The sequence below is a fragment of the Rhodococcus sp. B10 genome, from assembly GCF_011770055.1.
GTDB classification, from domain to species: domain Bacteria; phylum Actinomycetota; class Actinomycetes; order Mycobacteriales; family Mycobacteriaceae; genus Rhodococcoides; species Rhodococcoides kyotonensis_B.
The window spans coordinates 277,324-294,405 of the sequence record NZ_JAAFYV010000001.1 but is presented as its reverse complement, the minus strand read 5'-3'; the positions used below and the strand labels follow the sequence as shown (position 1 = coordinate 294,405).

General features: G+C 63.8%; 15 protein-coding genes. 7 read left to right on the top strand and 8 right to left on the bottom strand.

Annotation, left to right across the window (positions count from 1 at the left end; all coding sequences use genetic code 11):
- Positions 1-14: 14 nt before the first annotated feature.
- On the bottom strand, positions 15-512 hold the full coding sequence (locus tag RhoFasB10_RS01040) for a pyridoxamine 5'-phosphate oxidase family protein (RefSeq protein WP_068431762.1): 498 nt from the start codon (positions 510-512) through the stop codon (positions 15-17).
- Positions 513-761: 249 nt separating this feature from the next.
- Between RhoFasB10_RS01040 and RhoFasB10_RS01035 the strand changes: the two genes are divergently transcribed.
- From RhoFasB10_RS01035 to RhoFasB10_RS01015, 5 genes are all read left to right on the top strand, one after another.
- The gene (locus RhoFasB10_RS01035; protein ID WP_068431760.1) at positions 762-2,210 is read left to right on the top strand and encodes a glyceraldehyde-3-phosphate dehydrogenase; all 1,449 of its coding nucleotides are present in this window, start codon (positions 762-764) and stop codon (positions 2,208-2,210) included.
- 226 nt (positions 2,211-2,436) lie between these two features.
- Complete coding sequence (locus tag RhoFasB10_RS01030; protein WP_068431757.1) at positions 2,437-2,871, top strand: DUF6069 family protein; 435 nt, start codon at positions 2,437-2,439, stop codon at positions 2,869-2,871.
- A gap of 186 nt (positions 2,872-3,057) precedes the next feature.
- Complete coding sequence (locus RhoFasB10_RS01025; RefSeq protein ID WP_308115125.1) at positions 3,058-3,909, top strand: arabinofuranosidase; 852 nt, start codon at positions 3,058-3,060, stop codon at positions 3,907-3,909.
- Between the two features lie 43 nt (positions 3,910-3,952).
- Positions 3,953-5,563 (top strand): HNH endonuclease signature motif containing protein, encoded by a 1,611-nt coding sequence (locus tag RhoFasB10_RS26200; protein ID WP_068431752.1) that lies wholly within the window; start codon positions 3,953-3,955, stop codon positions 5,561-5,563.
- 479 nt (positions 5,564-6,042) lie between these two features.
- Entirely contained in the window at positions 6,043-7,968 is a 1,926-nt protein-coding gene (locus RhoFasB10_RS01015; protein WP_167674716.1) for a carbohydrate-binding domain-containing protein, read from the top strand.
- A 9-nt stretch (positions 7,969-7,977) separates the two neighbouring features.
- Here the strand turns inward: RhoFasB10_RS01015 and RhoFasB10_RS01010 are convergent, their stop codons facing one another.
- On the bottom strand, positions 7,978-8,379 hold the full coding sequence (locus RhoFasB10_RS01010) for a MarR family transcriptional regulator (RefSeq protein WP_068431746.1): 402 nt from the start codon (positions 8,377-8,379) through the stop codon (positions 7,978-7,980).
- Entirely contained in the window at positions 8,376-9,800 is a 1,425-nt protein-coding gene (locus RhoFasB10_RS01005; RefSeq protein WP_068431743.1) for an MFS transporter, read from the bottom strand. The genes RhoFasB10_RS01010 and RhoFasB10_RS01005 overlap by 4 nt, the downstream gene beginning before the upstream one ends.
- A gap of 128 nt (positions 9,801-9,928) precedes the next feature.
- Between RhoFasB10_RS01005 and RhoFasB10_RS01000 the strand changes: the two genes are divergently transcribed.
- The gene (locus RhoFasB10_RS01000) at positions 9,929-10,291 is read left to right on the top strand and encodes a hypothetical protein (protein ID WP_068431740.1); all 363 of its coding nucleotides are present in this window, start codon (positions 9,929-9,931) and stop codon (positions 10,289-10,291) included.
- Between the two features lie 12 nt (positions 10,292-10,303).
- On the opposite strand, the gene RhoFasB10_RS00995 is transcribed toward RhoFasB10_RS01000, so the two are convergent.
- The 3 genes from RhoFasB10_RS00995 to RhoFasB10_RS00985 all read right to left on the bottom strand — a co-directional run bounded on the left by RhoFasB10_RS00995 (position 10,304) and on the right by RhoFasB10_RS00985 (position 12,578).
- A complete protein-coding gene (locus tag RhoFasB10_RS00995; RefSeq protein ID WP_068431737.1) occupies positions 10,304-11,095 on the bottom strand; it encodes an SDR family oxidoreductase in 792 nt (263 codons plus the stop codon).
- Positions 11,096-11,139: 44 nt separating this feature from the next.
- Positions 11,140-11,553 carry a GntR family transcriptional regulator gene (locus RhoFasB10_RS26760; RefSeq protein WP_157105435.1) on the bottom strand — a complete coding sequence of 138 codons (414 nt, stop codon included), beginning with the start codon at positions 11,551-11,553 and terminating at the stop codon, positions 11,140-11,142.
- Between the two features lie 80 nt (positions 11,554-11,633).
- Complete coding sequence (locus RhoFasB10_RS00985; protein ID WP_068431732.1) at positions 11,634-12,578, bottom strand: iron-siderophore ABC transporter substrate-binding protein; 945 nt, start codon at positions 12,576-12,578, stop codon at positions 11,634-11,636.
- Positions 12,579-12,788: 210 nt separating this feature from the next.
- Here RhoFasB10_RS00985 and RhoFasB10_RS00980 point away from each other — a divergent pair, with 210 nt between their 5' ends.
- Positions 12,789-14,048, top strand: a complete 1,260-nt coding sequence (locus RhoFasB10_RS00980) for a DUF3500 domain-containing protein (RefSeq protein WP_254303667.1) — start codon at positions 12,789-12,791, stop codon at positions 14,046-14,048.
- A gap of 92 nt (positions 14,049-14,140) precedes the next feature.
- Here RhoFasB10_RS00980 and RhoFasB10_RS00975 read toward each other — a convergent pair whose 3' ends face one another.
- A complete protein-coding gene (locus tag RhoFasB10_RS00975) occupies positions 14,141-14,722 on the bottom strand; it encodes a phosphoribosylanthranilate isomerase (RefSeq protein WP_068431727.1) in 582 nt (193 codons plus the stop codon).
- Between the two features lie 23 nt (positions 14,723-14,745).
- Complete coding sequence (locus tag RhoFasB10_RS00970; RefSeq protein ID WP_167674714.1) at positions 14,746-17,076, bottom strand: MMPL family transporter; 2,331 nt, start codon at positions 17,074-17,076, stop codon at positions 14,746-14,748.
- Positions 17,077-17,082 lie beyond the last annotated feature (6 nt).

Below are 17,082 nucleotides of genomic sequence, written 5' to 3'. Positions count from 1 at the left end.
CGTTCGCCTTTCGGTCAGAGGTCGACGGTGTCATTGCTTCCCACATCCGGTTTTTCGCCGGTGATGCGGGATTTCGCGTAGGCGATGAGTGTGGAGACTTTCGAACCCGGCGCCGACCAATATTCTGCACCCTCCGCGCGAACCTTGATCAGCACGACCTCGGTGGACTCGGGCCCGTTGTCGAACCAGGCGGCCGCAGCTCGGTTCCACAGATCCTTCTTCTTCGCGACATCGTCGACGACGATCTCCGCGCTGCCGGACAAAGACACCCAGGCAGTGCCGGATTGGAATGCGACGTTCACCGAATCGTCGGCACGAATGTCCTCGACCTTGCGTGAACCGTTGCGGGCGAAGAACCACAAGTCGCCGTCGAACTCCGTCTCCTGCAACGCCATCGGTCGAGACAGCAAATGCCCGTCGCGGCCGACGGTCGTGAACATGCACAGCTTGGAATCGCTCATCAGCTCGGCAACCTTCGTGATTCCGGCTGTGTGGTCGTCGGTGGAAGTCATGCCGCCACAGTTACCCGTCTCGAGCTTGAAGGAAACACCACCTCGACACCGTCGGGCTCGATTCGTTCGTCTGTGCAGCGGTTCGCTCAGGCGCAGATTCACACGGCAACAGCCGATTCCGACTGAATTGATTCAGGATTTCCGGTCGGTCGAACTGCGTGCGGACAGCTTGGACGCCCGAGTATGTTCCGCTCGTACGTTTCGAGGATGCGACGGCGAGGCGAAATCCGGGGAACCTAGGATGTCCTCGTGTCCTCAGTAGAACTCGCCCGTTGGAATGCCCAGGAAGCGATCGCAGAGTCGATGATCCCGATCATCGGTACATTGCATCGCGCGAAGAATGTGACGATCCTTCTGCACAGCAGGTCGCTGGTGAACAAGTCGGTGATCAGCATTCTTCGAACACACCGCTTCGCTCGGCAGATCAGCGGCGAGGAGTTGTCGGTCGACGAGACGTTCCCGTTCCTGCAGGCACTGGCCGACTTGGATCTGAGGCCGTCGAAGATCGATCTCGCTCTGTTGGTGATGGCGTACCACGCCGACGATCGTGGACTGTCGGTCCCCGCGTTCACAGCAGAACAACTGGCTGAGGTCACCGGCGCTGACCCCGACGAGCCGCACGCCGGGCCGCGTGACGTGGTGCTCTACGGATTCGGCCGGATCGGTCGCCTCGTCGCTCGGTTGCTGATCGAGAAGTCGGGATCGGGCGGAGGGCTGAATCTGCGAGCCGTCGTCGTGCGCAAGGGCGGGGAAGGCGACCTGGCCAAGCGCGCGTCGCTCCTTCGACGCGACTCGGTTCACGGCAAGTTCAACGGCACGATCAAGATCGACGTGGAGAACAACGCGCTGATCGCCAACGGCAACGTCATCAAGTTCATCTACAGCAACGACCCGTCGGGTGTGGACTACACCGAACACGGCATCGACGACGCGATTCTGATCGACAACACCGGTAAGTGGCGCGACCGCGACGGGCTGTCCGCGCACTTGCGTCCCGGTATCGCCAAAGTTCTGCTCACTGCCCCCGGCAAGGGTGACGTCCCGAACATCGTGCACGGGGTCAACCACTTGACTCAGAACCCCGACGAACAGATCTTCTCGTGCGCGTCGTGCACCACGAACGCGATCGTCCCGCCGCTGAAAGCGCTCGACGACGCATTCGGCATCGTGCGCGGACACGTCGAGACCGTCCACTCCTTCACGAACGACCAGAACCTGCTGGACAACTTCCACAACGCGGACCGTCGTGGACGTTCCGCGCCGTTCAACCTCGTACTGACCGAGACCGGTGCAGCGTCGGCCGTCGCGAAGGCGCTGCCCGAGCTGAAGGCCAAGATCACCGGAAATTCGATCCGCGTTCCCACACCGGACGTCTCCGTCGCAATCCTCAATCTCCAGTTGAAGCGTGAGAGCACCAAGGGCGAGGTGCTCGATTCGCTCCGGCTCGCATCGCTGACGGGCCCGTTGAGCCGCAACCTCGACTACACGGCGGCAACCGACGCGGTCTCGAGCGACTTCATCGGCTCGAGGGCCGCGTGCATCGTCGATGCGAACGCTGCGATCGTCGACGGCGACACCGCCATCGTCTACGTCTGGTACGACAACGAATTCGGCTACTCCAGCCAGGTCGTGCGTACGGTGCAGTACCTGTCGGGCATCGAGTACCCGATCTATCCGGCAGTCGCGTCGAACAACTGACGGTGCCCGACGCTCCCCGCACGCCCGAGCCGGGTGTGCGGGGAGTTCGTCGTTACGAAGCAGATCGACTAGGCCCGTCTGGACAGTGGCGACGACCGAACGTGAGGATGCCTTCATCCGTCCATCCGACTACGCGCGATTTCACGGTGTCCGATGAGTTCCGCGGTCGCGCCAAGTCGGATCCGTCGACAAGTTCGATGCAACCCATCAACGACGGGACCCAATCATGGCGATTTCGGCTTCGACCACTCGTTCACTGTCGCTTTCTCGGTGGCAGGCAGTTCTTTTCTCGGTGCTTGCCGCGCTCGCGACCAACCTCGTGCTGTGGCTGATCGGACTCGCTGCAGGCGGATCGTTCGAACTGACAGACGCCGGCGAGACCATGGCCGTCGCGCCCGGAGGTGTAGTGATGTTGACGGTCGTGCCGATGGTCGTCGGCATGGGGTTGGCTGCGCTCGTGTCGCTGCGATGGGTCGGTGTCGTGCGGGTGGCTCAGGTCGTCGGCGTGATCGCGCCACTGGCCACGATTGCAATGACCATCTCGGCCGACTTCGACGCAGCCTCCACGGTCATGCTGTCGCTCATGCACGTCGTCATCGCCGCCGTCGTGTTCTTCGGATTGGAAGCGATGCGTCGACGCCTTGTGGATCCGCGGCGTTGATCGCACGATCGCGAAGAGCACCCTGCCCGAACCCGCCCGTACCGAGCGCTTTTCAGCCATACTGCTTCGGTGAACAAGACCGGGGGGTCCCGCTTTTCGATAGGTCTCGTACTGCTCGCCGTCGTCGCCTTGCTTGTTTCGGGGCAGGGGATCGGTGGCGCCGAACCGTCCGCCTGGAGATACACGATGGTGGCGTTCAGCAACACGAACGACCGTGACATGGACGTGTACGAGTCCGGAGACGGCACGCAGTTCGCGCCCGTGCAGCTCGGTGCGTTCCGGCCGCAGGCGGGGCTGGTGCGTGACCCGAGTATCTTCCGGCACACCGACGGGTCGTACTACCTGACGTACACGACCGGCAGCGGGGCAACCATCGGTTTCGCGCGCAGCGTCGATCGCGTCAGCTGGACGCCGATGGGGAACTACCCGGTTCCGTTCTGCTGTGCATTCTTGCCGGGGACAGGGGATGGGACGGGTTCCGCGAGTCTGCCTGGGTTCACGGGATCTGCAGGGTCGTCGGACGGCCCGTCGTTGTCGCCGTTCACCACCAAGGCGTGGGCGCCGGAGTGGTTCGTCGACGGCAGCAGCGTGAATGTCATCGTCTCGTTGTCGACGGGTGGCGGGTTCGTGCCCTACCTGATGACGGCGTTGAATCCGTCGCTCACCGCGTGGAGTTTCCCGGTACCGCTGGCAGGGATCGGGGCGGACCACATCGACACGACGGTCGTCGAGGTCGGGAACACTTATCACGCGTTCACCAAGAACGAAACGACGAAGGTCGTCGAACATGCGGTCTCGCCGTCCCTGGCCGGGCCCTACACGTTCGTGCCGCCCGGAAACTGGGGGTCGTTCGTCGAAGGGCCTGCGGTGGTTCAGCTGCCCAACGGGGCTTGGCGGATCTATCTCGACAAGTACACCGAGAACAGGTACCTCTACTCGGACAGCTCGGACGGGATGCGGACCTGGTCGCCGGTGAACGAGCTTCCGGGGTTGTCCGGAACGGTCAGGCACGTGGGCGTGCTGAGAGAACCCGCCTGACAGAAGCCTTGCGATTCGAACATCTGTTCTATAGTCTTGGTTCATGGGCGGGGACGCAGACACGATCGAGATGAATGCCGGTGTTGTGACCGGCGATTTGTCGGACGAGACGTGGCGCAGATCCGAGCGGGAGCTTCTTCAGGATGCCGTCGCGTTGTCGCAGAAGATTCAGGATTTGGAGATCGAACGGATCCGGCTGGTGCGTGCGATCGACGATCGTGTTCCCGCCGAGGTCCTCGGGTTCAAGACTGTGCGGCCGTGGCTGGTGGCGTCGACGTTGCTCGACAACACCGCAGCAGGCCGGATCCTCGCCCTGGCCCGCGGACTGAAACACCACAAGCCCGTCGCCGACGCGTTCTACACCGGATCGATGCCCATCGATCTGGCAGTGATGCTGCTGAACTTCTGCGAGAAGCCGCCGGCGAACATGCCCGAGGAAGCGATGGAACCCGCCTTGGCGGCCCTGGTCGCCGCCGCGACCGGTCCCCGCGCCAGCCGCGACGTCGTCCGGGACGGCATCAAGACTCTCGAGCACATCTTCGACTCGGACGACCCGCCGCCGTCGGAAGACCTCGACCGCAACACCCTGCACGCCTCGACCACCTTGAACGGCCGCGTCGCGGTCAAAGCCGACCTCGACGCAGCCACCGGAGAACAATTCCTCACCGCACTGTCAGCCTTGTCGAAACCCGTTCCCGCGCACGACGGCACCCCCGACCCGCGTACCCCGGCCAAACGCCGCGCCGACGGATTCACCGAACTCGTCGAACGCTACCTCGCCTCGGGCACAGGACCGACCGAGGGCGGGGAGAAGCCGCACATCAACCTGCACATCCGCGCCGATCACCTCGCCGACATCCACCGCACCCGCAACCACGTCGACCACGAACCACACGAACGCTACGACGACGAACCCGCAGAACACCCACATCACTGGAACGCCGCGCGGGACAACGAACTCCACCGACTGCTCGCCGACGATGCAATCGCCCGGGTGACCGGACGCGATACCCCCGCTGATTGGGATATCACCGGGGGCTGGGACCCGGCCGCATCCGCAGACTTGCGGGTGAAGCTGCTGTCCTACAGCGATACCTGGAACGAAGCCGACCACTGGACCGCCTGGGCCCAGCAATTCAATCAAACACAGCAGTTCGATGAGGCCGGCGATGCTGGGCCCAGGAACGAACGTGTTCGCGATACCTCGTTCTACCGTGACCTGATCGACGACGCCGGTGTCGGCTGGGTGCCGTGGACCGGGCCGGTCACCGTCACGACCGCACGCCGATTGTCCTGTGACTGCATCCTCCATCCGATCTTTCTCGACCAGAATCATGTGCCGATCGACCATGGGCATTCCGAACGGCTCGCCTCACGCAAACAGCGTCGAGCACTCGTCGCACGCGATCACGGATGCGCCTTCCCCGGCTGCACGCAACCCCCGGCGTGGACGCAAGCGCATCACATTCAGCATTGGATCGATGGCGGACCGACGGTCCTGGACAACCTGGTCCTGCTGTGCGGATACCACCACCGGATACTGCACCACTCCGATTGGGAAGTGGTGATGGAACCGACCGGCACCCCGAATTCATCCCACCCGCCAGCGTCGACCCGTTCCGACGACCCGTGCCCTCGAACCGAAGCCCCCTAAGCAGACCAGGTGTCCGGAGCAGAACGGGTGCCCGGAGCAGAACGACCCGACATAAACCGGTCGCCGCACACCACTGCACACCAGCCCTGCATCGGACAAACAACCCGGTGCAGGGCCAGACGTGGTCGCGGTAGTCCGTCGAGGCGGGGGCGCCGTGTCTGCTGTACGGGTGCCTAGAGCGCGACATCGACGCGCACGCGAAACCCTTCAGGGTTCGGTCTCGGCCTGCTACCGTCGAAGTATTTCGTATTGCTAAGCACGCCAAGCGATTCCATGACCTACGTATCTCGGGATAATTCGCGCGAAAAAAGCTATCTGTCGGTTAATCGCCGAAGAGCAACCAGTCGGTTCCATACGTGCGCCAAGACAAACTCTGTGTCTATTGTTAACTACTGGGGTTCATGATGCCATTGGGGTATTCCTACCGAGGCGGATAGATGAACCGTTTTGCGCTCGTCCCTATCGCAATTTTGTCCCTGGTGGCCGGCGCCGTAATTCGATCGCCGCACGCCGTGGCCCAAGACGCTGTCGCGCTGGCGCCTGCCTTCGTGCTGTCGCCGTCGACGTCCGGCGCGGTGTTCGACGAGAGTGCTGCCCCAGGTGGGCGAACGCTGGGAATGTGGTCCCAGTCGACCGCGACGGCTCAGATGACCACCCCGTCGGCGACGGGACTGACGCTCCGTGCGCGCGGCGACAGTTGCCTGGGCGCGGCCAAAGTGTCCGTCGCCGTCGACGGCAAAGCGGTGGGCACCGCGACACTGTCCGGGATCTGGGCGAACTACACGATCAAGACGGCGCTCCCAGCTGGAAGCCACTCTGTTGCAATCACATTCACCAACGATTACCGATACGGATCGTTGTGTGACCGTAACGCATACATCGGTTCGGTGACCGCGATCGCCGCGGCCCCCACGACAACCAAACCCCCGACAACCACCAAGCCGCCGGTGACCACGACGACGAAGCCGCCGGTGACCACGACGACGAAGCCTCCGGTGACCACGACGACGAAGCCGCCGGTGACCACGACGACGAAGCCTCCGGTGACCACGACGACGAAGCCTCCGGTGACCACGACGACGAAGCCGCCGGTGACTACCACGACGCCGCCGACCACCACGCCGCCCGTCGACACCGGCAAATGCGGAGTCAACATGTACCTCGCGGCGTATTACAACAACTTGACCGCGACTGGCACGCCGGTGACGAGTCGGTGCGAGTACTCGGTCGGAAACACCTGGGACGCACAGTCTCCCGCCCCGGGCGTCAACGCAGGTAACTTTTCGGTTCTCTACACCGGCTCCATCAACTTCCCGACGTCGGGCACCTACAACGTCAACGCTCAAACCGGATTCGTCGGAGTGCAGGCGAAGATCGACGGTAAGTCGTTGATCGACTATTGGCCCAATCAGACCTGGGGGCGCTACCACACGACCACGAACGTCACCGCCGGACTTCATACGGTCTCGGTCGCGGTGTCGAACCCGACGAAGAATGGGCACCAGCACTTTTCGATCACTCCGGCGGGAACGAGTCCGGCTTCGAACAACGGCAACTACTTCGCCGCCAATTCCTTCTGGAACCAGCCGATTCCATCCAATGCGATCGTGCATCCGAACAGCGAGACGTGGCGGACCATGGTCGCGAACGACTCCCGGAACAACGCGATCAACGTGAACTCGTCGCAGTGGAGCACCGGCATCTACAAGGCGCCCGCAGGCACGCCGACGACCACTGTGCGAGTGACCAATTCGAACAAGACGATCACTGTTCCGTACCTGTCGTCGTACAAGCCGACGCCGGACGCGGACGCGCATCTGTCGATCATCGACGAGAGCAACGGCTGCCTGTACGAATTCCAAGCGTTCAATGCGAGCAACAAGACCGCAATCGCTCAGGCCAGCTACCCGGCATACACGGGATCGGGTGCACACGCGAGCGGGCCGGCGCACTCGGGTGGTGAACTGTCGTACGTCGCCGGCATGATCACCCCTCAGGACGTCAGGGCAGGCGTCATCGACCACGCGCTGCGTTTCGCGATACCCAACAACTCGTCGGAATTCTTCTATCCGGCAACACGTTCGGACGGAACGGTGTCCGGTGGCGTCCCGGAAGGGGTCAGGATTCAGCTCGACCCGAATCTGAATCTCGACACGCTGGGGCTGACACCGTTCCAGAAGATGGTGGCCAAGGCGTTGCAGACGTACGGCGGATTCAACGCAGACGGTGCCGCCAACTTCGCGATCTACGCGCAGAGCCCCGACGACGGCTCCACGTATCCGATGTCGCTCGACGCGCTGCCCAAGTCGCTGATCGGTAAGTTGCGTTACCTCGCACCGACATTCACGTCGACGGATGTCCAGATGGCGACGATGTTCGACAGCGGGTGTCAGCAGCAGCGCTGATCGGAGGGCCTATCCAAGCAGTGTGGCGAGAATTCGTCCCAAGCTCGCGAGGTCGTCGTCGGACAAGGCCGAGAACGACTCCGGGGGCGTGGCGAGGGCACGGTCGGCCCGCGCGGCGATGTCACGTCCTTCGTCGGTGAGTTCGACGAATCGTCGACGACGATCCTCCGGGTCCTGCGTGCGCACGAGGAATCCGCGGGCTTCCAAGTCACGTAGGGTGATCGAGACGTAGGCAGGATCGGATCCCAGTAATTCTGCGAGCGCACCAGCAGACATCGGGCCGGCCTGAAGCCGCCGCATCAGCTTGCACCGAAAGAAGCTGACGCCCGTTGCGGCAACGACGGCGCCGTGCGGATCGGCTACATCGAACATCAACGTGCGCATGTCGCGCCAAACGTCCTCCGTGCTCACGCCACCTCCTGTGGCACCCGTGCGGCGACGCGTTCCGCCGTGGCTCGCGCCCAGGTTCCCGTCGTCACCACCGCCAACGCCAGTACGACCACACCGGCGCCGAGGAGGACGAACCAGGCGGGGCGGGCCGCGTCGACGAAGCCGTCTGCGAAGCTACCCACCATCCCGGCGGTGACGATCGAACCGACTACAGCAACACCGAGAGACTGTCCGACCTGACGACTGGTCGACGCGATTGCCGACGCGACGCCTGCTTGGCTGCGCGGCATTCCGGATACCGCTGTGTTCGTGATCGGCGCGTTGACCATTCCGAATCCGATGCCGAACACGATGTACGGCAGCGCAAGCCACACGAACGGTGTGTCGGGACCGAGTCGAGTCAACAGTGCTCCGGACACGATGAATCCGATTCCGGCCACTACCAACGATGTTCGGGGGCCGCGAGATCCGGTGAGCCGTCCGGAGATCGGCGCGAGGATCAGCGTCATCAGCGCCATGGGCAACGTGTACAGCCCGGCGTGCAGCGGTGAATATCCACGTACGTCCTGCAGGTACAGCGTGTTGAGGAACAGGAATCCGCCGAGGGACGCAAACGAGCAGACGGCGATGATCGTCGCACCCGAGAAGGGAACAGATCGGAAGAAACCCAGTTCGACCAGCGGTTCTTTCTGTCGAGTCTCCACGTACAAGAACCCGATCAGGGACAGCACGACCACCGATGCAGACAGGAGGATGGGCGTCGACGACAATCCTTTGCTCGGGATCTCGATGATCGTGAACACCACGCTCGCGAGCAGAACGATCATGAGAATCTGGCCGACGGGATCGAAACGGCGGGCGTGTGCGGCTTTGGATTCGGGCACGAATTTCCAGGTCGCGAACAGTGCAAAGAGCCCGATCGGAACATTGACCCAGAAGATCGACTGCCACCCGGCCGACGAGACGAGCGCCCCGCCGATCAGTGGACCACCCGCCATCGAGATCCCGACGACGCCACCCCACACGCCGATGGCGCCTGCACGTTCCTTCGGATTCGTGAAGGTGTTGGTGATGATCGACATAGCAACGGGATTCATCATCGAGCCACCGACGGCTTGCACCATACGGAACGCGACCAGCCAGGCGAGCGACGGCGCGATGCTGCACAACAGCGAACCAGCGACGAACGTCGCGGTGCCGATCATGAAGAATCTCTTGCGCCCGAATCGGTCTGCGCTCGAACCGCCGAGCATGAGGAGCGAAGCAAGGACGAGTGTGTAGGCGTCGATGATCCACTGAAGTCCAGAGACCGACGCGTTCAAATCGGTGCGGATCGAGGGCAGCGCGACATTCACGATGGTGTTGTCGATGCTGACGAGGAACAGACTCATGCAGCAGATTGCCAACACCAGATAGCGGTGCCGCTTCGTCAAGTCGGTCATGTGCGTCCAATACTTGTAGTACTACAACTATTAGCTGAAGTATGAAACTAGTTGGGCTCTACATGCAAGTCCCGGTGCCGGATTTCCCGCATGTCGGTACCCTTGGGCGGCGACGGAGGGAGTCGACCATGGTGGACGGCGGGCAGATCTTTCGGACGGTTGCGAACGTGGTGAACAAGGGCGTCGTCCCGCTGCTTCGGCATGGTGGACCGGTCGGCGCGAAGCTGAAGGAGTCGATGGCGGAGGTCACCTACACCGGGCGCAAGTCCGGCAAGGAGTTCACTCTCGTCGTGGGCTACAGGCGAGAAGGCGACACGGTCACGATCGGGTGCGTCATGCCCGACGCGAAGACCTGGTGGCGCAACTTCCTCGGAAAAGGTGCGCCGATGCGATTGACACTGGGGGACAGCACTTACGACGCGCACGCCGTGGCGACGCGCGATCCGGACGGCGCGGTGACGATTCGCGCGCAGTTGACGTCTCCGAGGTAGAGCATCCCTGGCTCAGGGATGAACGTACGACGATCCGTTGATGTCGACGACCGTTCCGCTGCACCACGCCGCCTCGGGGGAGGCGAGATGAACGATCGTCGATGCGACTTCCTCTGGGGTACCGACTCGACCGAACGGGCTCTGGCTTCGGATCTCGTCGCCTGCGGGTCCGTTCAGCTTTCCGAGCTGGCGTTCACTGGAGACGAACCCGGGTGCGACGGCAGTCACCGAAATGCCGTGCGGTGCGAGAGCAATTGCCATCGACTGGCTGAACGCGTGCAGTCCGGCCTTGCCGGCGCCGTATGCGGGGTAGTCAGGCTCGCCACGAAACGCGCCGCGCGATCCCACCGACACGATGGCCCCGGGGCGGCCGCTGTCGATGAGGTGGCGCGCGAAGGCCCAGGAGAGGTGCGCGGTGCCGATCAGGTTGACCTGCACCATGTCTCGCCAGGCCGCTTCCCACTGCTCGAACGTGTCCTCGGTGATGCGATGACGGTTCTGCTCGGTGGGGCCGACTGCCGCGTTGTTCACGAGTACGTCGAGCCTGCCCAGTCGATCGACAGCGCCGGAGACGATGCCGGGTCCTGCCGTCGTCGACGCGAGATCGCCGGACACCGCGATGTGGCCTGAGCCGTCGAGCAGTCCCAACGTTTCCTCGGCAGCTGCGGATGCCGACGAGTAATGCACCGCGACGCGATAGCCTGCTGCGGCGAACGCAACGGCGGTTGCTCTGCCGATGCCCCGAGATGCGCCGGTGATCAGAGCGGTGCGCGTAGCGGTGTCGTCGTCGGAGTGAGGCTGCATGAATTCACTGTATTCACCCGGGGCGCGCTACCCGAGTTGCGGATCTAGGCGAAGCGAAAATCGTCACCGCTGCGGTGCAGTAACCGGTCGTCCACGAGAACGGCGACGGCGGAGCGAACGGTCTTCTTGCCGACGCCGACCCACGACGCGAGCCTGTGCAGCTGCGGAAGCTGTTCGCCGGCAGTGATGACGCCCTGTTCGTGTAGGTCTCGCAGTTGCGTCGCGAGCTGGAAATAGACAGGTACGGCATGCCAGTGCCGCAGGGCGATCGAATGAACCCAGGTCGGCATCGCAGACGAGTTGGTCCGACTCGCAACGGTGTCGACAGCACCGGTGCCTGGCGACTCGGCAGTCGTCGGAGACAGGTGTTCTTCCATTGCTGTCGCCTCCCCGGGTAGCCCTCGTGCTTCGCCGGGCGGGATAGCGCCGACAACGAAGTAACTCACATTCTGGGCCACCAGGGGCAGAATTCGACAGCCTCGAATCCATCAAAAACGCCTCAGCTGCAGGCGTGTCGTCGGCGCCGCCGTGTACGCGATCAGTCCGTGTTGATCCGCGGAACCAACGTGTCGATGGCGTAGGGAATCGACAGGACCGAGTTGTACGTGATCGCCCCGCGCTGATCGATCGACGTCGCGATGACGTTGTTCTGTCGGGCCGCACGCAAAGTACCGAACAAAGGGTTCTCGGCGACGACGTCGACGTTTTGGTCGGTGCTCAGGAACAGGACGACGTCGGCGTCGAGCATTCCGATGTTCTCCGCCGACACGGGGACGAAGAAGCTGTCGCCGGTGTCCTGGCTGGTGATGGCCTCGGGTGTGTCGAGGCCCAGCGAGTTCAGGAACTGCCCGCGTGCGTCTCCTGGCAGGAACGCGCCGTACTGACCGTCGTAGGGGAGTACGGCGACGCCGGTCATGTCTGCGAATTCAGGATGGTCCGACTTGGCCTGGCTCAGTAATTCGGTTGTCTCGCGGTTCAATTCGTCACCGCGTTCAGGGACGCCGAGGGCGGTTGCGATGGTGGATGTCGCGTCCTCCCTGCTGACCGTGTACGCCGCGGTGCCCGCGGGGCGCGCGATCGTCGGCGCGATGTCGGAGAGTTTCCTGTAGACGTCCTCGTCGAAACCGGCGTTGATACCGACGATGAGATCTGGAGCAAGTTCGGCAATTTGCTCGAGGTTCGGTTCGGAGTCCGAGTCGATCAGGGTGAGCGGTGCGTCACCGACCGCCTCGTCGGTCCATGGGCCGAGTCCTGTCTCGTAGAACGAGTAGCCGGTGTTGCCGACTGGGACCGTGCCGAGGGCGATGGCTGCGTCGGCATCGGAAACCCCGAGTGTCACAATGCGTTTCGGCGTCTCGTCGATCGTCGTGCTGCCGAAGATGTGCTCGATGGTGACGGAACCGTCGCTCGACGCGTCTCGATCGGTGTCGGCGCTGCACGACACCAGTGCTACCGCCAGCAACCCTATGCTCGTACTCGCCATCCACGTGTGAATCCGCAACTGCTGCCCCTTACCGATGTCTGAAGTTAGGGCAGCGTAACATTACCGTCCGATTCTGGGTCCGACGACGCTGCCGAACTCCCGGCTGGCATCCAGCTGGCTCACAGGGTTCTTGCAGGAACGGCAAATATCGTCCTCCACATGATGATTCGAAGTTCTTCCGCGACTCGTCGCACACGAGGCAAAGTTGCCGTGACCTCGCTGGTCCTCGTCGGCGGCCTATTTCTCGGCGGCTGCGCGAGCGACGCCACCGACGCCGCGACGACGACGGCCGCAGCACAGCAGGTCTCCACGTCGCAGACGGCCACCACCGCCACTTCTACCGACGCGTCCACGACGGCCGAAACGATCTCCGCCACAACGGAAGCCGCCGAAGCATTTCTGGCTACACTGTCCGACGAGCAGCGTGAGCAGGTCACGTACGCCTTCGACGACGAGACGAAGACGACGTCGTGGTCCAACTTCCCGGTCGCCTTCGTCGATCGAGCGGGGCTGAACCTGGCCGATCTGACGGACGAGCAGAAGGCTGCGGCGCTGAACGTGCTCGAGGCGCTGCTCAGCGACGAGGGATACGAGACGGTCACCGGCATCATGGGTGGTGACGAGTATCTTCACGAGAACAGCAGTTCGACCGAGGAATCGCTGGGACAGTACTACATCGCGTTCTTCGGCGATCCTTCCGATTCGAGTGCCTGGGAAGTCCAGTTCGGCGGCCACCACCTCGGGATCAACGCAACCCTCGACGGCGCCGAGGACTCCGTGACATTCGCGCCGACTCACCTGGGAATTCAGCCCGCCGTCTATACCGACGCCGACGGCAACGAGGTGCAGCCGTTCGACGGTATCTACACCGATGCATTCGCGTTCTACGACAGTCTGACCGACGAGCAGAAAGCGACGTCGTATCAGGGAACCAGTGTCGCAAATATGGTGTGCGCACCTGGCAGCACGTGCGACTACCCAACGGGCACAGGGATTTCCGGTGCCGACCTCGAGGACGAGCAGAAGCAGCTCCTCCTCGAGGTCATCGCCAACTGGGCAGGTCTGGCCGACGAACAAACGATGTCGGACGCACTCGCGAAGATCGAGGCGACGCTCGACACCACCTACGTGAACTGGTCGGGTGCGACGACGTACGACATGAGCCAGGGTGACGGCATCTACTTCCAGATCTCCGGACCCGATGTCTACATCGAGTTCGCAGCCCAGCAGGGTTCGGCGGGTGCCGACGTCTCGGGCGTCACGACGTCGGGATGGGGCCACGTGCACACCATCTACCGCGATCCGACGAACGACTACGCGGGTAGCGCGACGCAGCAGGCAGGATCAGGTCCCGGCGGCGGAGCAGGTGCCCCTGGCAGTGGAGCTGGTGCCCCGAGCGCCGGAGCGGGTGCTCCGGGTGGCGGCCAGCCTCCGGCAGGTGGGATGGGAGCTCCGCCGGCCGCGGGCTGATCCGAATCTGCCCACCCGGCAGTGGCATCGATGGTCCGTGGCAGCCGATAGACGGTTGCCACGGACCATCGATGCCTGCCCGGGCTTCGTTCCTACCGCCGAACCTCGGCGACGAACCGCTCGATCAATCGTGCGTCCTTGACTCCGCGCGACGACTCGATCCCGCTGGAGACGTCGACGCCTGCTGCTCCGGTCGCCGCGATGCCTTCACGAACGTTCTCGACGCCGAGCCCGCCCGCGAGGATCCACGGACGATCCGGACGCTCCAGACGATCCCAGTCCCACGCCTCGCCCGCGCCGGCTGTCGAGCCGTCGATCAACAGATCGTCCTCGCCGATCGAGGTGTAGTCGGCTCCGGCTGTAACTGCGCGGTACACCGTGAGCCCGGCGTCGTGCAGGCGTGAGACGTCGTCACTTCCTGCGAGGTCGTGCACCTGCACCGTGTGCAATCCGGCGTCGGACGCCGTCGCGAGTATGTCGGAGACGGTCGCGCCCTTGAACACGCCCACCGGCTCGGCGCGGCCACGCGTCAGCTCGACGAGAGGCCGCGCATCCTCGACCGAGATCTGCCGTGGGCTTCGTACGAAGACGAAGCCGATCGCATCCACGTCCAACGACAGCGCGACGTCGAGGGTCGACCGATCGCGAAACCCGCACAGCTTGATGAACGTCACGGGTCCAGATTACCGAGCTGTCGTCAACGGCTTCCCGACGCGTCTGCCAGCTCCCGAGTGTCCGACGGCTCGGCAGCCAGGTCGGCCCGTCGACGCCGTCCGGGGAACCACCAGTTCGCCGACGCGGCGACCGCCATCGCGGCGGGCACGACGACCATGCGCACCAGGGTGGCGTCGAGAAGCACCGCGATCGCGAGCCCGAAGCCGAACTGTTTGACTTCGAGTACGTCGCCCACGACGAGGGCGCCGAAGACCGCGACCATGATAGTTGCGCCTGCCGTGATCTGAGGACCTCCACGCGAGAGGGCCGTCAGCACGGCATGGTCGTTGTCGTTCGTCTTCTGCCACTCCTCACGCATACGTTCCACGAGGAACACTTCGTAGTCCATCGACAGTCCGAAGAGGAGGACGAACAGCGCGACCGGAATGAACGCCTGCACCGTCCCAGGGCTGTCGAAGCCCAAAATTCCTTGGCCCCAACCCCACTGGAACATCGCGACGGTGGCACCGAGCGCGGATGACGTCGCGAGAACGTTCAACACGACCGCCTTCACCGGGAGAAAGATGCTGCGGAACGCGAAGACGAGATACACCAACGACATCAGTAGCACTACGCCGACGACGAGTGGGAGCGAGTCGACCGTGACGGTCGCCAGGTCTGTGTACTGCGCGGTCACGCCCCCGACGAGTATGTCGAGATCGTTCTCGTCCGCAAGTCCGCGTATTCGTTCCACTGTCGCCGACGCGTCGGACGAGTCGATGGCAACGGAGGTCACCGCCTGGAGGTAGAAGCACGTGCGGTCGGTGTCCACGAGCGCGTCGACGATGGGTGCTGCTGTGGGCGCCGATACGAGGCGTTCCAGATCAGCGGGCGAGTGACCGCCGAACTGATCGTCAAGCACGGATGTCAACGACACCACCGACGCGACGTCCGGGTCGCTGCCTACGGACTGGGTGAGGGCCGCGAGTGAATTCAGGCCTGCCTCATCGGTCGCACCTCGCCCGCACGCAAGTATCTGGACCGGGCCGACGCTGCCCGCCGAGAACGACTCCTGCAGAACGTGCTGACCGTGGCCGGACGGTGTGTCACGGAGCGAGGACAAACCGAGGTCCATGCCGAGCTCGATCCTGAACACAGGGACGGCCGTCAACGCCAGCAACAGCAAGGCCGGAATTCCGAAGACCAACGGCCGGCGCAGTACCGCACGGCCCCACGCCTCCCATCGCCTCGATGACCCGTCGGACTTTTTCGGACGCAGCATCGCGGGAAGTGTCCCCTTCGCGACGCGTGTGCCGAGCAGCGCGAGGCCAGCCGGCAATGCAGTCAGGGCAACGACGACCGCGCAGAACACGACGAGGCCTGCCGCCAGTGCTATTTCGCGGAAGACATGTGCGCCGATCATGGCCAGCGAGCCGACGGACACGATGACGATTGCGCCGGATGTCACGACGGTTCGGCCCGACGTCGCGAGTGCACGCCCCACCGCTCCCTCGACGGACTCGGTGGCGAGTTCCTCACGAAAGCGGCTGACGACGAACAGCGCGTAGTCGATGCCGACACCGAGGCCGAGCACGGTCGCGATGACGAGTACGAACTGACTCAGAGGGAAGATCGACGTCAACGCGGCCAGAACGCCCGTGCACAGGACGACGGCAGCGCCCGCAGCCGCGAGTGGTACCGCGGCGGCAACGAAAGCTCCGAGGACGAACAGCAGTACCACGAGAGCGACGGGAAGGCCGATGATCTCGGCGGTCTGCTGGTCGGCGACCTCGACGTCGGCCAGATCGTTGGACAGAGCCGACGCACCCGTGAGGACTGCGGTGACGCCGGTCCCCGCCCCGTACTTCGACACGGTCTCCTGGAGTTCTCGGCTTGCCCGCGCGCGATCGGGAGGTCCGCCGTCCATGGCGACCGCCACGTAGGCGACGGTACCGCTCGCCGCGACCTGACCCTGGCCGGCCGCATCGTACGGCGTGATCACCGATGCGACGGAAGAGTGCTCACGAACAGGACGTATCACCCGCTCGACGGCAGCGCGAAAGAAGGGATCGTCGACGGTCGTCTCGGGGTCCTCTGCTACGAACACGACTGCCTGTTGTTCGCTACCGAGCGCAGGGAACATGCGTGCGAGGTCCTGCTCGACCGCCGCTGACTGAGATCCTTCGACGGTGTAGTCCGGTGCACCGAGTTTCTGCTCGATCGTCGCTGCCGACACACCCGCCACCGCGAGTACGAGCGCGGCGAGGACCAGAACGAAGCGGGCACGGCGGGCGACCGCGCGGCCCCACCTGTCGAGAAGCGAGACAGGTGGGGCCGCCGCGACCGAAACAGTCGACGTCACATGGTTGTTCACGGATCG

Bases quoted from the DNA above. Each gene is read 5' to 3' on its own strand.
- RhoFasB10_RS01030 (WP_068431757.1), top strand. From the start codon at position 2,437: ATGGCGATTTCGGCTTCGACCACTCGTTCACTGTCGCTTTCTCGGTGG.
- RhoFasB10_RS26200 (WP_068431752.1), top strand. From the start codon at position 3,953: ATGGGCGGGGACGCAGACACGATCGAGATGAATGCCGGTGTTGTGACC.
- RhoFasB10_RS00995 (WP_068431737.1), bottom strand. From the start codon at position 11,095: ATGCAGCCTCACTCCGACGACGACACCGCTACGCGCACCGCTCTGATC.
- RhoFasB10_RS01000 (WP_068431740.1), top strand. From the start codon at position 9,929: ATGGTGGACGGCGGGCAGATCTTTCGGACGGTTGCGAACGTGGTGAAC.
- RhoFasB10_RS01025 (WP_308115125.1), top strand. From the start codon at position 3,058: ATGGTGGCGTTCAGCAACACGAACGACCGTGACATGGACGTGTACGAG.
- RhoFasB10_RS00985 (WP_068431732.1), bottom strand. From the start codon at position 12,578: ATGGCGAGTACGAGCATAGGGTTGCTGGCGGTAGCACTGGTGTCGTGC.
- RhoFasB10_RS01005 (WP_068431743.1), bottom strand. From the start codon at position 9,800: ATGACCGACTTGACGAAGCGGCACCGCTATCTGGTGTTGGCAATCTGC.
- RhoFasB10_RS01040 (WP_068431762.1), bottom strand. From the start codon at position 512: ATGACTTCCACCGACGACCACACAGCCGGAATCACGAAGGTTGCCGAG.